This window comes from Paenibacillus nuruki (genome assembly GCF_001721045.1).
Classification (GTDB): Bacteria; Bacillota; Bacilli; order Paenibacillales; family Paenibacillaceae; genus Saccharibacillus; species Saccharibacillus nuruki.
Map to the genome: position 1 here is coordinate 422,123 of NZ_MDER01000086.1, position 14,896 is coordinate 437,018.

The window sequence follows — 14,896 nt, forward strand, 5'->3', positions numbered from 1 at the left end:
TGTACAGGTCTTTTTGTTTTGAGTATCTAGCATAGTGCTTAAGCATATATCATTCATTACCTTTAAAAGGTTTATCAAAGGTATCACACGATAATCCTAAGAATCATTACATGTTGCTATTGAAATAATATCCTTTCCTGCTTGAACAGATCCAACTGTCCATTCTGTAGTGTACGGTACTTCATTAGCATTGGAGAAAACAACCGGAGTAATTACCGGATATCCTGCTTCTTTAATAAAATCAATATCAAATTCAATCAATAATTGACCGGCTTTTACCTCTTGTCCTGTTTCGACATGAGCCGTAAATCCTTGACCTTTCAATGACACGGTATCCATACCAATATGCAACAAAAGTTGAATTCCAGATGAGTGCTCGATAATCACAGCGTGCTTAGTTTTGAATACATGAGCTAATAGTCCATCAAATGTAGCCACCAACCGACCTTCTTGAGGTACAATTGCAATACCTGGTCCCATATATCCTGCTGCAAAAGCTTCATCCGGAGCTTCTTTTAAGGGTACAGCCTGACCAGTGAGCGGTGATGCAATCTGTATCTTTTTATTTTCAGTTGATGATTTTCTTTTCCACTTTTCAAACATATGAATCCTCTCCCAAAAAACTTATTTATTTACTTTGAATGCTTGCGATTTAGCCAAATAAAAAGGACGTAAATAGGCAACTGTATTTGAGAGGGGTAGAATCTCTTTTCCAACTTTAATATGGAGTTGATTCTCAAGGTAGTCTCTTCTGGTTGTGATTCGTTCCCATAACTCAGGATAGTCATGTCTGATTATAGCTTGTAAAGTCTCATCTGCGATAGCTACACACTCTTCTGCACTCACACCTGTATAGCCGGGTACCGATGGAATGATATCAATTTGAAAAATCATACCACTTTTGATTTCTTCTGTGGAACCGTTGTAAATAGGCGATGACATCCACTCTTCATCTGATACTAAATGACCTGGATTAAGGTGCCAGTGATATTCACTTTTTGGGAATACCTCTTCGATCACTTCGTAAAGTTCTCCTCCGTGCATTCCAACACGAATTGTTTCTAACCATTTGACTACAGCAGTGTAATACGGCTTAGCTATACGAGCGATATAGTCTTGCTGAGAAGCAGGGAGCTGATCCTCGCTCTCAATCACAAATCCTGTACGACTCGACAAACCGCCCTTAAAACCTGTCGTGATCGACATGGGATCACCTAGTTCAATCTGCTTATGAGTTGGATAAAAGTTAGCTTTTTCAAAGCGAGTACCTGTTGCCGCAATAGTAACCACCGAATGATACTGACCTTCTGCTGTTAATTTGCTTCCGACTTCGGACTCTGTAACTCCTATATCAATTGCATTCATTGCCGACAAAATGCAAGAAGAAGCTAAATTGGAACCATATTCGTAATGTGCAATTTCATTTGCATTATTGATAGTACGAACACCATTGTCTCCTCCAATAAAAAGATGAGTAGCATTCAATAGTTCAGCATCTACTTTGATTACATTTTTTATAGCCTCAACAATAAAGTAAGGCAAATCAAAATAAGTAGAAGATTCACTATTCCGCGTAGTAAACATCTTCCATCCAACTACACCAATCTTATTATGGTGATGTAATCCTATTTCTCGAAAAATGTCTTCTAGCAAAACTTCATTATCCATAGGTTGGTTAGGCAATGAAAATATAGGGTTGTGCTTGAGAGTTACCTGCACACGTGAATGATTAGCCATTTTCAAATTCTCATTCCCTAATACCACTGTACAGTGCCCTGTATTTTCAATGATAAGTAACCCCTCTTCAAATCGAGGAAGAAAGCCCGTCAAATATTCAAAATTACTCCCATGTTCTTTATCCGCATAAATGATTAACGTATCGTATCCGTCCGCTTTCATCGCTTGCAACACTTTGCTTTTACGCTCATCCATAGTTGTATCGGTTAACATCGTCGGTGCAATATTTTCGAATAGTTTAGGCATATCCACTGTATCTAGGATGATTTCATGTTTAGACATTCATTTTCCGCTCCTCTTATTCGTCCGTCAAAATCACCTGCACCTTATTTTTTTTGAAATGTTCTACAAAAGAAGGCTCCGGCTGTTGATCTGTAATTAAAATATCAATTTCTGATAATGAGCAAACTTTGAAAAATCCAGTTGTATCTATCTTTGTATGATCAGCAAGTGCAATAACCGTATGCCCCTGACTTATCATTTGCCGCTTAACTAGACCTTCTTCTTCGGTATGGATAAACAGACCATCTTTAGATAATGCAAAAACACCTAGCAACGTATAGTCGGTATTGTATTGCTCGATTTTTTTCACAGTTTCTGCCCCATGCAAGAAAAGTTGCTCTTTATGAAGCTTGCCTGGAAGAAGGGTAATATCCATCTTTTCATACTTGGCCAGTGCCTGAGCATGCGTTAAGGAATTGGTAATGGCATAAAGGCTTTTATTGCCTAATTGCATAATGGCAGCTTCTACTGTCGTTGATGAGTCAAAGAAAACACTTGAATGATCATTAAGGACTTCTGCAACCTTTTGCGCTATTTTTTCTTTAATCAATCCATACCGACTAGATCGTTGCTCATAATTTAGAATCATCGCTTCACGATTAGTAGATACCGCACCTCCATGAGTACGACGAATCATATTTTGTTGCTCTAACTTAATTAAGTCTCTTCTAATTGTATCTTTGGAAACGTTTAGCGCTTCTGCTAATACTTCAATCGTTGCACTTTTACTTTCCTCAATAATAGACTTTATGCGTTCCAATCTTTCTTCAATCAACATTACATTCTCTCCTCGCAATTAAATTATCACTTTATGCATTTATAATAAGCCTGCACCCTGATGCAGTCTTTAAGCATTGCATTCTCTTTCTCTTCTGCATACCTTATGTAAACGTTCTATTTCTGTGCCATTCAAACAACGAAGGGAAAATCCACGTATGAAAAATAACATTTTTGGCGCTTTGCAAAAAATGGGGAAGTCATTCATGTTGCCTATTGCAGTGCTTCCTATTGCAGGTCTGTTGTTGGGTGTGGGATCTACGCTTACCAATCCAGAACGCTCTACATTTGTTCAAGAAAGTAGCTTCTTGTTCAAGCTACTTTCTGTTCTAACTGATGGTGGAAATGTGATTTTTGGCATCTTACCTCTATTATTCACAGTTGCAGTCGCTATTGGATTGGCCAAACAAAGTAAAGAAGTCGCTGCTCTTTCCGCTTTAATTGCTTATTTTGTAATGAATATGTCCATTACAAGCACCATCAAAAATTTCATGGACCTTAACCAACTTCAACAGACACCCGGATTAATTAGAGACTTTCTTGGGTTTGAAAACACCATGAATACTAGCGTTCTTGGGGGCGTAATCATGGGTCTTGTCGTTGCCTTTCTTCATAATAGATATTATAAAATAAAGCTTCCTGAAATGCTTGCGTTTTTCGGAGGTACTCACTTCGTACCCATTATTTCTTCTCTGGTAGCCATTGTGGTTGGAATACTTCTTGCTTTTATATGGCCCCTCTTTGCAACGGGCATTGCTGCACTCGGTGTGGGTATTGCCCATATGGGAGCTTTCGGTACATTTTTATATGGTTTTATTTTACGAGCATTAATTCCGACAGGTTTGCACCACGTATTCTATCTTCCTTTCTGGCAAACAGCACTCGGCGGAACCGCAGAAGTGAACGGTCAATTTTTGGAAGGAGCTCAAAATATATTATTTGCTCAGTTAATGAGTGGAGATGTGATTAATCCTTCTGTCGCTCAATACTACTCGGGTAATTACCCCATTATGATGTTCGGTTTTCCAGCCGCTGCCCTCGCTATGTATCATACCGCTTTTAAAAAGAATAAAGCTAAAGTGAAAGGTCTGTTGTTCTCGTCAAGTGTAGCTTCATTTTTAACAGGGATTACTGAACCTTTAGAGTTTTCATTCCTTTTTGCTTCCCCATTACTGTTCTTTGGTGTCCATTGTGTATTAAGTGGTTTATCTTTTGCTTTGGTATATCTTTTGGATGCAGGAGTGGGTTATACGTTCTCTGGAGGAGCACTGGACTTTATTATCTACGGTATTATTCCAGGAAATGATCGTACTCAATGGATATCCATCTTGATTGTAGGTGTGGTGTATGCCTTTATTTACTACTTTGTATTCCGTTATATGATCTTAAAATTCAATATCAAAACACCCGGTAGAGACGATAGTGTGGATGAAGTGAAATTGCATACCAAAAGCGACTACCTTGAGAAAAAAACTCAAGAAACCTCCGCTATTAGCACTCACTTAACCGATGCCCAGAAGATTAGTATAGATATTATTGAAGGACTTGGTGGCTTGGACAACATCCAAGAGATTGATAGTTGCGCAACTCGATTGCGTGTCACATTGACAACAAGTGACACAGTCAACGAAGAACAGTTAAAACAAACAGGTGCCGCAGGTGTTTTTATTAAAGGAAATAATATTCAAGTCATTTATGGCCCTAAAGTGAGTAACATCAAAACAGAACTGGAAGAATATATTCAAACTATTAAATAAGGAAGTGAATCCATATGCAATTAACAAAAGGAGTATTCCTAATTTCTGGGGGTACGTATGGGAAGTTAGGCAATGCTTATGTAGTTAAGCACAATGGTGGTTTTATTTTAATTGATAGTAGTAGTCCGGGTGCATTAGATACGCTACTTGAAAATTTAAAGTATTGGGATATTGATGAGCAAGCTATCACTCATGTTTTACTCACACATGGACATGATGATCACGCTGGTTGCGCTGCCCATTTTCAAAAACAAGGGGCGAAAGTTTATGTAGGTGCCGCAGATCGAACGATGATGGAAGAAGGTAACTTTGGGATAGAAAGCCCTCAGACAAACCATGTCATGCCCTCTTGCTTTCCAGATCAATTGTTTACTGAAGACACTACATTAATTATCGAAAACCTAACTATTGATGTCTATCTCATGCCTGGCCACACAGATGGCAGTGTTATTTTTTATCTACAATTAGAAAATGAACGGATATTATTTACAGGGGACATGTTCTTTGTAGATGGTGAAACAGGAAATATCGCTTCAACCGGTTGGAAAGGTGATCTGGGATATAGCGGAGAAAAGCTAGGAAGAAGTTTTGCCAAGCTTTGGAGCCTTTCTCTAACCCCTACCATTATTGCAGGAGGACACGGTATTCCTCGTATCCGCAATAATGTACAAGAAAGTATCAAAATCGCTTACAAATACTATTTATTGAATAATCGGTAAACAGAAAAAAGGTGGACGTTTAGATATTACTCTAAACATCCACCTTTTTTGATTTAAGCATTTCCTTTTGTTACACAAAAGAGATAAATTTGCTAACCCCTCATTCTAGCTTATTTCTGCAACTATCTCTTTGATTACTTTTTTACACTTAAATTTGTTTCGCAAAATCAACAAGAGACTCTGCCATATGATTAATCTCATCCATCGACGCATTTACCTGTTGAGTTAACGCGGCTTGGGTCTGTGTCATCGTCGTCATATTACCAATATGCTCTAGAATCTGTTCGATCAATTCTTTCATATCGCTTAAGCTGGTTTCGATATTTTCGGTAGCAGAAGCACTATTTACCGCTAACTTACGAACTTCATCGGCGACTACTGCAAATCCCATACCCAATTCGCCAGCACGTGCGGCTTCGATCGCTGCATTGAGTCCTAACAAATTCGTTTGGTTCGCAATTTCACGAATAAAGGTAGAAATGTTTTTGGTTTCGTCTGCACTGTTTTTCGCTTCATTGGCGGCTTCAGTCGATTTCTCTTGAGCCGAAGCCACTTCTTGCGCTTGTTCGGATACGGATGCCATAGCTGTTGTCATTTCGCTGATCGATTGAGACAATTGTTGCATACGGTTATTCATGCCTTCCACAACGATATCTTTATTTTTTTCAAACGTAATATCGCGAATCGTTCCTGCTACACGTACCGGTAATCCTTTGCTATCTCGAATCGTTGCGCCACCTGCATGGTACCAACGGTATTCTCCATTTTTCAACTGTAAACGGTAATCTACATCGAATGGTGTGCGTCCTGTATGATCATTCAAATGGGCTGCAAAAGCATTCAAAGAATACTCTTTATCTTCAGGATGTAGACGATCACTCCAACTGCTTAATACGTTAGGGAAATCTTTCTCATCTTGGAAGCCCAGTGTTGAACGAAATTGTGGGGACCACCAGAATGCATTATTGGGATTCACTGGATCGCCTGCAATCACTTCCATATCCCACGGTGCTTCGATCAATGCTTTATTAATCAGATCATAACGAGTAACAAGCGCTTGTAACTCTTGTTCTTTTAACTTTTTGTCATGAATATCGAATAGAGCTCCAGCCACACGTAAAGGCACACCTTGACGATCACGAATCGTTGTACCTGTAGCTTGGAACCAACGGTATTGTCCATTTTTCAATTTCAGACGATATTCGATATCATAAGGAGTACGACCGGAGTGATCTAGTAAATGTGCTGCAAAAGCATCTAGTACAAATTGTTGTTCTTCAGGATGAAGTAGAGATGCCCAGCTATCTAATACATTCGGGAAATCATTTTCGTCACGGTAGCCGATCATATGACGGAATTCATCTGTCCATGTAAATTTGTTACTTGGGTTCACTGGATCACCAGCAACGACATTCATATCCCATAATCCGACTTGAATCGCTTCAGTCACTAGATCCAAACGTAGTGAAATATCTTTTTTCTGATTGTATAGTGTTTCTAACGCTTGATTCATATGGGTAACCAATGCTTGTACTTCAGGTGAAGCGTCAGTTACTTTTAACTGTGGTAATTCTTTTTGCTGATCAATTTGGGTTAGAACTTTTTGGCTTTCTTCAACAAGGGAATGAAGCGAAAGACTTGATTTTTTCGGTGAGAAAATAGACATTTTCCGGTCTCCTTTAGATTACATATATATATAATTTGATGAACAATGATAAATATCAGCAAAAACACGACTTTTTTCTTATATCTTATATTCTTTATTTCGTACCTTTGACTCTCTTATTGTATAAGACTTTATACCCATTATATCTAAAAATCAATCTTTTTATTATAAAAAAAGTGTATTTATTACAATTTTCGACATATTATGTAGACAAAAACGACTTTTGGTGTCTGTATTTAGACCTGAGGGAATTTACTTATTTAATAACTATATACAAGAGAATGATATAGGAGGATTATATGCAACCATTTACTGAACGTGTTATTCATATTATTCAAGCTATTCCTTATGGAAAAGTGATGACCTATGGGCAGATTGCGGCAGAAGCAGGAAGTCCACGCGGAGCTAGACAAGTAGTACGCATTTTACATTCGATGAGCGAGAAGCATCATCTTCCGTGGCATAGAGTGGTGAATATTAAAGGAGAGATCGCTATCGCAGACGATGAATCTCGCTTTCTTCAGCAGATGTTACTTGAAGAAGAAGGAATTTCATTTGGTCTCCATCCGATAATCGATCTCTCCCTGTATCGTTACGAATATAAAGAATCTACGGATATCTGATCCATATTTTATATTCTATTTATATAGCTTTGATGGTTCCTCCATCTACAATTAAGGATTGTCCAGTGACATACGTATTTGCAAAAGAACCATAAAAGACAACCATTCGTGCGAACTCTTCGGGTGTACCCATTCGACCAAGTGGAATCTGTGCATTAGCTTGCGCTTGTAATTCTTCAACAGATATCTGCTGAGATTGGGCACGTTTGCTATCTAGTTCGATAATACGGTCTGTAGCGATACGTCCGGGTGCGACGGTATTGATTAGAATCCCTTTTGACCCGTATTCTGAAGAAAGTGTCTTGGTCAATGCTTGAATACCGGCACGAAATACATTCGATAAAATCAAGCCATCGATCGGTTGTTTGACAGAGGAAGAAGCAATATTTACGATTCGTCCACTTGTATTTGCTTGTAGTGCAGGTAAAGCGGCACGGATCAAGCGAATAGTACTCAGCAGATTTTGCTCAAAAGCTTGTTGCCATTGCTCATCTTCCATATCTGCAAATGTTCCTCCAGGAGGTCCTCCTGCATTGGTCACTAATACGTCTAAGCGACCTTTGCGTGTAATCGTCTGTTCAATGGCTTCTTTGATTTGTGTAGCATCATTTACATCCAGTTGTACAATATCTACTGTTACGCCTGTTGCTGAATCAATCTCTTCTTTTGCTTGTTGCAACTGTTCAAGATCACGACTAGCAATCGTCACTTCTGCTCCTTCTCTGGCAAATTCTAGTGCGCTGGCTCTGCCTAATCCTTTACTAGCCGCCGCAACAAATACAGATTTCCCCTGCAATCCTAAATCCATGTGTAAACCTCCTGAAATTGTGTGATTGATTTCCATAATCTCTCTGGTTCATTTTAAAAAATCCCTATATAATTCATGTAGCTTCGTGAAAAACTTTTTTAATTGTAATTTGAACTATTTTTTATAATTTCTCACAAATTTGCTTACATAATTTATTAAATAAGTGTGAAGTGTCGATATAATGAGTATACCCATTTTGTGCGGAATCCAATGTGATTTTCTTTTATCATATTTGGTATATTACGTATCACTTATTGAAATTATACTTCCATCGTATAGACACGAACCGAAATAACATAAGAAAACTTACCCATCCGGCTGGTTCGAGGTTTTTTTAACCTTGTTTATTATGATTGTCGAACGATTCAATAAGACGCTCCTATAAACTCTACGCTTAATAAGCTAAGTGGAATTGTTACCTTAAACTATTATAGATGGAAGTGACTACTATTGAGGTTGATACCTGTTACCTCCCTACAGCCGGGAATGCGATTAGCCAAAAAAATATACAATGATGAAGGAGTCGTACTCCTTTCTGTAGATGCTGAATTAACCAACGGAATTATTCGTAAACTACATAATCATGGTCTAGATTATGTCTATATTCAAGATGCTGACACTGATGATATCGTGGTTGAAGATATTATCACTTCGGAGACACGCCGCAAAGCTTTACAAGAAATTCAGGTTGGATTTCGCAGTCTGATTGATCCTCAAGCTCAGAAAAAGAATTATCCTTTAATTGGACGATCGTTCTCAGGAGTGGTCGATTCTATCCTTAATGATATCAGTACCGATCCTGAAGTGATGATCATGTTAATGAACATTCATGTCAAAGATCAATATTTGTATCATCATTCATTAAATGTATGTATTTATACCCTTTTACTTGGCAAAGTTCACGGATACTCCACAGAAGAATTGCATGTTCTCGGTATTGGTTCACTGTTACATGATATTGGCAAAATCAGAATACCTAGCTCTATTTTGTCCAAGCCTGAACGACTCACCGATCTGGAATATGAAGAAATTAAGCTTCATACGGAATACGGATTCAAAATGTTAAAAGATGAACCTGGTATTCCTCTTCTTGCTGCACATTGTGCTTATCAACATCATGAACGATTGAACGGAAGCGGATATCCGCGCGGAATTACAGAACCCGATATTCATGACTATGCGAAATGGATCGCTATTGCAGACTCTTATGATGCATTGACGACAAGTCGTGTGTATCGCTCTGCTCTACTGCCTCATCAAGCATTGGAAGTCTTATATGCAGGCTATGGAACAATGTATGATAAGTACATGATGGAAATTTTCAAAAGTCGTGTTGCGATCTATCCGATCGGTCTTACGGTGGTTTTGAGCAATGGTCTTAAAGGTGTTGTTGTTCATATTCATAAGTCGATTACTCAGCGCCCTATTATTCGGATTCTTTATAACGAAGCAGGCGAGCGGTTAGCTTCTCCGTATGATCTGGATCTACTGGCTCATCACTCGATTGTGATTGCAGGTGTAGAAGGTCTGAACACGCACATGCATACGTAATGATTGCTTATAACTAAAGTTATACACACTTAACTATAAAAAGAGATTCGTCAGATCATTAAGATCTGGCGAATCTCTTCTTCGGTTAACGCTGTTAAGGCGGGTTGATCATTGCCAGCTTGGATCACTTCGTCGATTAAATGCTTTTTGGTCTGCTGTAATTCATACATCTTATCTTCGACTGTACCTTGCGCGATTAAGCGAATGACCTGCACTGTATTTTGCTGACCCATTCGGTGTGCACGATCGGCGGCTTGTTCTTCTACCGCCGGATTCCACCATAGATCATATAGAATCACCGTATCGGCTCCTGTCAGATTCAGCCCTGTGCCTCCTGCTTTGAGCGAAATCAAAAAGATATCTCGCTCTCCTTCATTGTACCGATTGCAGAGTTCTACACGTTCCGCTACAGGTGTACTTCCGTCCAGATTAAAATAAGGAACTTGAGCTTGCTGAAGCTCCCGACCGATAATCCCTAACATCTCGGTAAACTGAGAAAAGATCAATAATCGCTTACCTGCATCCAGACTTTCTTCCACAATCTCTAACAGCTGTTCCAGCTTGGCTGACCCACCTTGATACTGTTGGATAAATAGCGCCGGATGACAACACAACTGACGTAGACGGGTAAGTCCGGCTAGAATTTTGATTTTATTTTGCGGAACTGCTTTGTCATTTAGATGTTTCAGTGCATCTTGTTGTAGCCTAGCTAGATAGGCGGCATATAGTTTTTTCTGTTCTGGTAAAAGTTCAGACACCAGCATATGCTCCTGCTTATCCGGTAATTCTTTCAGCACATCTTTTTTCAATCGTCGTAATACAAAAGGACGGATGCGCTTCGCAACTACTTCTTTGGAGAGATCAGCAAATGACTTTTTATCGCCTAGCAACTGCGGGAATACCACATGCATAATCGCCCATAATTCGTAGATCGAATTTTCAATCGGTGTGCCTGTTAATGCAAAGCGATACTGAGCTTGAATCTGCTTCACTGCTCGCGCCACTTGCGTGAGATCGTTTTTGAATGTCTGCGCTTCATCCAAGATCAACGTGTGAAAAGAAGAATGGTGCGCTTGTTCTAGATCACGACGCAGTAATGGATACGATGTGATAATCACATCAACTACAGGTTGATCACTGGTCTGAGGGTTTAGCGATTGATACCACCGCCGATTACGTTCCGTTTTGGTACCATCGATCAGACAAATATTCATTTCGGGCGCAAACCGCCGAATCTCATGTTGCCAGTTGTACATCAGCGAAGCCGGAGTGACAATCAATGCAGGCTTGCCACTTTGCCGAATATCCGATAAGACTGAAGCTAGAAAAGTAATACTTTGTAACGTCTTCCCAAGCCCCATATCATCCGCCAGAATACCACCGAATCCATAATGAGCCAGTGTTCTCATCCACTGATAACCATACTGCTGATAATCTCGCAAAATAGGGATCAAATGCGTAGGTACAGCTTCTTCCCGTAGATCTGGATTACGCATATTTTCCAATAATAATCGCAAAGATTTGCCAAACTGCACACTTTCATCTTGCGATTCTTGATCCAACCCTGCTAACCCTTGCATCAGTGGCATACGCATCTTCAACTGTCCGGTCTGTTCTTCACTGGACTCAAGGTCGATCAGATACTGATCCATTGGCATCGACTTCGCCATACCCGTTTGCTGAATAAAAGCGATAATTTTGCGAAATTCTTGTTGTTCCAAAGGTAACAGTGAGCCATTAGGTAATCGATGGTAGCGTCGTTGTTCTTTTAAGGAGTTCAACACTTCAATAATCTGAGATTCTGCTATCCCATCTAACTCTAGAGTCAGTTCTAGCCAATCATGACGAGGATCGGTATTTACTTTTAATTTGGGTGCAGACAAAGGATTGTATAATTTGGCTTTGACGGCTGATGTAGCATAGACTTCGACCCACTTTTCTAAACGGGGCAACAGATGATAAAGAAACTCATATTCAGCGTCTTCATCGGTCAAAAAGTACCCGCCTTCTGTCTGTACAAAAGAACCTTCATCTAGCAACATCATAATCTCTTCTTCTTGCTTCCCATCTCGTAACAAAATCTGCCCTTCAGGCAATTGCGTTCCTTGCATATCCAGTGGATTGATCGTGACTTGTCCGTATTGGAATTCTAAGCCTGCTAATAAACGATCACGTACACGATCTAGATACAATCGTGCTTGAAGCGGTGTGCGTACAATATATTCGGAGACTGCACGGGTCATATGAACTTGACCTAATGTCATTAAACCGGGAATCACTTGCTCGATAAAAGGTTCTAATTGTTCTTCAGGGATCGTCATTGTCTGGTGTGTTCGATATTGTGGTGAAGCTTGCAATACCGATTGAAGCTCACTCAGACGCTGACACTCGTTTTCAGGCACATGAATAATTTGACTATAAGAGATTACCGTTTCATACCATTCCATGACAATAAGGTGTTCTAGACCTTCTACATGCAGTTCATAACGAGGTGGTGCACTTAACGACTGCGAAGAGTTGATTGAATCGGCTGATAATGGTTCATGACGATCCAGTTGAAATTGAATCGGCAATGCTTCTTCACTGGATACGACCGCTCCCCATTGCTGACCTGTATGTTCCAATACGGTAGAAGAAGCTTGAGACAATTCTTTCAATATCTCCTGCCAGTGTGATGCGGGAATTAATAACAGACGAGGATTTTGCCTTGCTACAACACCCTGTGATTCCCAGCTTCCGTATTGCTGTTCTTCTTGCATAATATCCAGTAGATGCTGAATAAGACGGTCATCTGTACGGGTAAAGCTATGCAATTCAGGATCATACGTAAATGCTTTGGAAAAATAATAACTTTCCCGGCGCTTCACATGTTCCAAAAATTCGATAAACTGTTGCACAATGTACAGACGTTTGGGTCCTATTTTCATTTCTATTCCAATACGATATTGTCGATTACCATAAGCAATTGGCTTACAGATCCATTCCACTTGAAGAGTCGTGCGCGTCTCAAAGTAGGCTCGACTGCCACTAGGACGCTGTTTTTTGTCAGCAAATAAAGATAACAAATGCTGTGTTAATTGCGCGGCATCCGCGTGCTGTTGCTGTATAAGCTGTTCTGCTTCCTGCTGATGGTCTATCTCTTGTTGTAGTTCGATCGATAACCCTTGTGGCTTCACCGCTGACTCTATTAAGATCGGCACAATCCCTTGCTGATGCGCATAATAGATATGGATCAATACAGCCGCTATATGCTGACAATAATGATCGTAAGAGGATAAAGAAGGACAAGTACACTGAGCATACACTTCCCCTTCTTCATCTATATTTAAAGAAACCTGCTCGGTCAGTTTCGCTCGAATATGTACAATGGCTTGGTACACAGAAGATGATTGATCATACTGAATAAAGGATACTTTACCATTACGGTAATACGATTTCCCTTTAGCAAAAGCAGTTTTTCCACACCATAATTCGATAGTTGGCAAATGAAGTTCGGTACTCACGTTGGCATCCTCCTTGCTGAAAGTAGTTCAGGTCTATCGTTGTTATTTCTATAGTATACCGTAAGCGCTTAGTAGTATAAGAGCGCTCCTGTCCAATCAAAAGTCATTTTTACATAGCACAATCAGTTATGTTTTTTTATAAATGAGCAGTAATAATCTGCACAGTATCGCCTTGAGCAATCCTACCTTCTCGTTCTACCGAACAGACAATACCTCTTGCTTTGCGGGCAGCAGGTACAAATTTGGAACGTAACTTGGGAATATCATATACCTCTTCAATCACTTTACCCGGAAAAATACATGGTAGATTCTCCCCTTCACAGATTAGACCTGTACCATCAGGGAAAATTAATCGTGCTCCTGCTGGCAAATGGGTCAACTGATCGAAGCCACGGATCATCAGATTGGCTCCTAACCACTCGGGTTTTATTTCTGGTAATTTCATACGTATCGCAATCTGTTCACAATCTTCATAAGATACAATACTAATCTGTCTACGATTAGCAATCATTGTGCCTTTTTTATATATTTTCTGTCTGGAATCGGCAGGACGTAACAATCCATAATGGCGATCTCCCGGAATACCTGCCAGTTCAACAGCGATCGAAGGTAATTCTCTAGTGATAAAGCTTTTAGGCGTATCTGCTATTAAGACTTGTTGTACTGTGATAATCTGCTCGGTCATAGTTGTTCTCCTTTAAGTAGATCATGTCATGCGATCTTTGTTGTATATACAATGTGAATATCATAGAGGAAATACACCTAAAAAAGAAGCCCTTCAACGATGAAGGACTTCTTTATAGGGATCATTTAAGACATTGATTGTTGTAGATGCTTCATATGAACTGCTGATCTACGGCGATAAAGTATCGTTGCTCCAATCGCTACACCGATAAAGCTATAAGATACGATACTGGATAAGGCAAGCACCTGCATGACACTGAGTTCGTTGACCATGACTATTTTAGTACAAGCTTCTAGCACCAGAAGAACTCCCCAGATCAACGTTATATTTCGAATGACTTTGCGAAAATAAGCATATTCCCATTTTTGTTCGAAATGAGTAATAGTCGCAAAACGACTAGCGATATAATAAATAAGCGGTTTGCCTGCACATAATGAACCTAGAAAGACGATACCTACCACACCTGTAATCATCGACTCTCGCAAAAGAAGAATCTTCTCACTGCCACCCAACAAGATCATCACAAAGGAAAGAATAAAGGTCATTAACATTAAACCTCCAAACACATCGAGTGTTCGGTGCTTAGCAAAATGAAAGATATTATCCACTAAAGGAATCAAGGTCGCAATCGACAACGCAGCCAAACCTCCTACATACGGGGAAAGCCACACATATACGCCCCACGGAATTAAACCGTTAATAACAAGTGTGAATATAATATAACTGCGCGATGACATATTAAGCATGATTACCACTCCTCTGATCATATGATGTTGAGTTGTACAGAT

General features: G+C 39.6%; 12 protein-coding genes. 4 read left to right on the forward strand and 8 right to left on the reverse strand.

The window, feature by feature from the left end; all coding sequences use genetic code 11:
* Positions 1-96 precede the first annotated feature (96 nt).
* The 3 genes from PTI45_RS21935 to PTI45_RS21945 are packed head-to-tail and all read right to left on the reverse strand — an operon-like array spanning position 97 to position 2,797.
* Complete coding sequence (locus PTI45_RS21935) at positions 97-603, reverse strand: PTS sugar transporter subunit IIA (RefSeq protein WP_069329706.1); 507 nt, start codon at positions 601-603, stop codon at positions 97-99.
* A gap of 21 nt (positions 604-624) precedes the next feature.
* Entirely contained in the window at positions 625-2,019 is a 1,395-nt protein-coding gene (locus PTI45_RS21940) for a M24 family metallopeptidase (RefSeq protein ID WP_069329707.1), read from the reverse strand.
* Between the two features lie 16 nt (positions 2,020-2,035).
* Complete coding sequence (locus tag PTI45_RS21945; RefSeq protein ID WP_069329708.1) at positions 2,036-2,797, reverse strand: DeoR/GlpR family DNA-binding transcription regulator; 762 nt, start codon at positions 2,795-2,797, stop codon at positions 2,036-2,038.
* Positions 2,798-2,921: 124 nt separating this feature from the next.
* Here PTI45_RS21945 and PTI45_RS21950 point away from each other — a divergent pair, with 124 nt between their 5' ends.
* Together PTI45_RS21950 and PTI45_RS21955 are read left to right on the forward strand one after the other, a co-directional pair.
* On the forward strand, positions 2,922-4,553 hold the full coding sequence (locus tag PTI45_RS21950) for a PTS transporter subunit EIIC (protein WP_245703529.1): 1,632 nt from the start codon (positions 2,922-2,924) through the stop codon (positions 4,551-4,553).
* A gap of 14 nt (positions 4,554-4,567) precedes the next feature.
* Positions 4,568-5,272: an MBL fold metallo-hydrolase gene (locus tag PTI45_RS21955; protein WP_069329710.1), complete on the forward strand. Its 705-nt coding sequence runs from the start codon at positions 4,568-4,570 to the stop codon at positions 5,270-5,272.
* Positions 5,273-5,420: 148 nt separating this feature from the next.
* On the opposite strand, the gene PTI45_RS21960 is transcribed toward PTI45_RS21955, so the two are convergent.
* Positions 5,421-6,932, reverse strand: coding sequence for a methyl-accepting chemotaxis protein (locus PTI45_RS21960; RefSeq protein WP_069329771.1), 1,512 nt, complete (start codon positions 6,930-6,932; stop codon positions 5,421-5,423).
* A gap of 305 nt (positions 6,933-7,237) precedes the next feature.
* Between PTI45_RS21960 and PTI45_RS21965 the strand changes: the two genes are divergently transcribed.
* Complete coding sequence (locus PTI45_RS21965; RefSeq protein WP_069329711.1) at positions 7,238-7,561, forward strand: MGMT family protein; 324 nt, start codon at positions 7,238-7,240, stop codon at positions 7,559-7,561.
* A 19-nt stretch (positions 7,562-7,580) separates the two neighbouring features.
* Here the strand turns inward: PTI45_RS21965 and PTI45_RS21970 are convergent, their stop codons facing one another.
* Positions 7,581-8,369, reverse strand: coding sequence for an SDR family oxidoreductase (locus PTI45_RS21970; RefSeq protein WP_069329712.1), 789 nt, complete (start codon positions 8,367-8,369; stop codon positions 7,581-7,583).
* A gap of 486 nt (positions 8,370-8,855) precedes the next feature.
* On the opposite strand from PTI45_RS21970, the gene PTI45_RS21975 reads away from it, so the two are divergent.
* A complete protein-coding gene (locus PTI45_RS21975; RefSeq protein ID WP_083243678.1) occupies positions 8,856-9,920 on the forward strand; it encodes an HD-GYP domain-containing protein in 1,065 nt (354 codons plus the stop codon).
* Between the two features lie 50 nt (positions 9,921-9,970).
* Here the strand turns inward: PTI45_RS21975 and PTI45_RS21980 are convergent, their stop codons facing one another.
* From PTI45_RS21980 to PTI45_RS21990, 3 genes are all read right to left on the reverse strand, one after another.
* Positions 9,971-13,423, reverse strand: a complete 3,453-nt coding sequence (locus tag PTI45_RS21980; protein ID WP_069329714.1) for a DEAD/DEAH box helicase — start codon at positions 13,421-13,423, stop codon at positions 9,971-9,973.
* A 136-nt stretch (positions 13,424-13,559) separates the two neighbouring features.
* Positions 13,560-14,108 (reverse strand): MOSC domain-containing protein, encoded by a 549-nt coding sequence (locus PTI45_RS21985; protein WP_069329715.1) that lies wholly within the window; start codon positions 14,106-14,108, stop codon positions 13,560-13,562.
* Between the two features lie 125 nt (positions 14,109-14,233).
* The gene (locus PTI45_RS21990; RefSeq protein WP_241669411.1) at positions 14,234-14,854 is read right to left on the reverse strand and encodes a VC0807 family protein; all 621 of its coding nucleotides are present in this window, start codon (positions 14,852-14,854) and stop codon (positions 14,234-14,236) included.
* Between the last annotated feature and the right edge of the window lie 42 nt (positions 14,855-14,896).

Bases quoted from the DNA above. Each gene is read 5' to 3' on its own strand.
- PTI45_RS21965 (WP_069329711.1), top strand. From the start codon at position 7,238: ATGCAACCATTTACTGAACGTGTTATTCATATTATTCAAGCTATTCCT.
- PTI45_RS21945 (WP_069329708.1), bottom strand. From the start codon at position 2,797: ATGTTGATTGAAGAAAGATTGGAACGCATAAAGTCTATTATTGAGGAA.
- PTI45_RS21985 (WP_069329715.1), bottom strand. From the start codon at position 14,108: ATGACCGAGCAGATTATCACAGTACAACAAGTCTTAATAGCAGATACG.
- PTI45_RS21990 (WP_241669411.1), bottom strand. From the start codon at position 14,854: ATGCTTAATATGTCATCGCGCAGTTATATTATATTCACACTTGTTATT.
- PTI45_RS21935 (WP_069329706.1), bottom strand. From the start codon at position 603: ATGTTTGAAAAGTGGAAAAGAAAATCATCAACTGAAAATAAAAAGATA.
- PTI45_RS21940 (WP_069329707.1), bottom strand. From the start codon at position 2,019: ATGTCTAAACATGAAATCATCCTAGATACAGTGGATATGCCTAAACTA.
- PTI45_RS21970 (WP_069329712.1), bottom strand. From the start codon at position 8,369: ATGGATTTAGGATTGCAGGGGAAATCTGTATTTGTTGCGGCGGCTAGT.
- PTI45_RS21975 (WP_083243678.1), top strand. From the start codon at position 8,856: ATGCGATTAGCCAAAAAAATATACAATGATGAAGGAGTCGTACTCCTT.
- PTI45_RS21955 (WP_069329710.1), top strand. From the start codon at position 4,568: ATGCAATTAACAAAAGGAGTATTCCTAATTTCTGGGGGTACGTATGGG.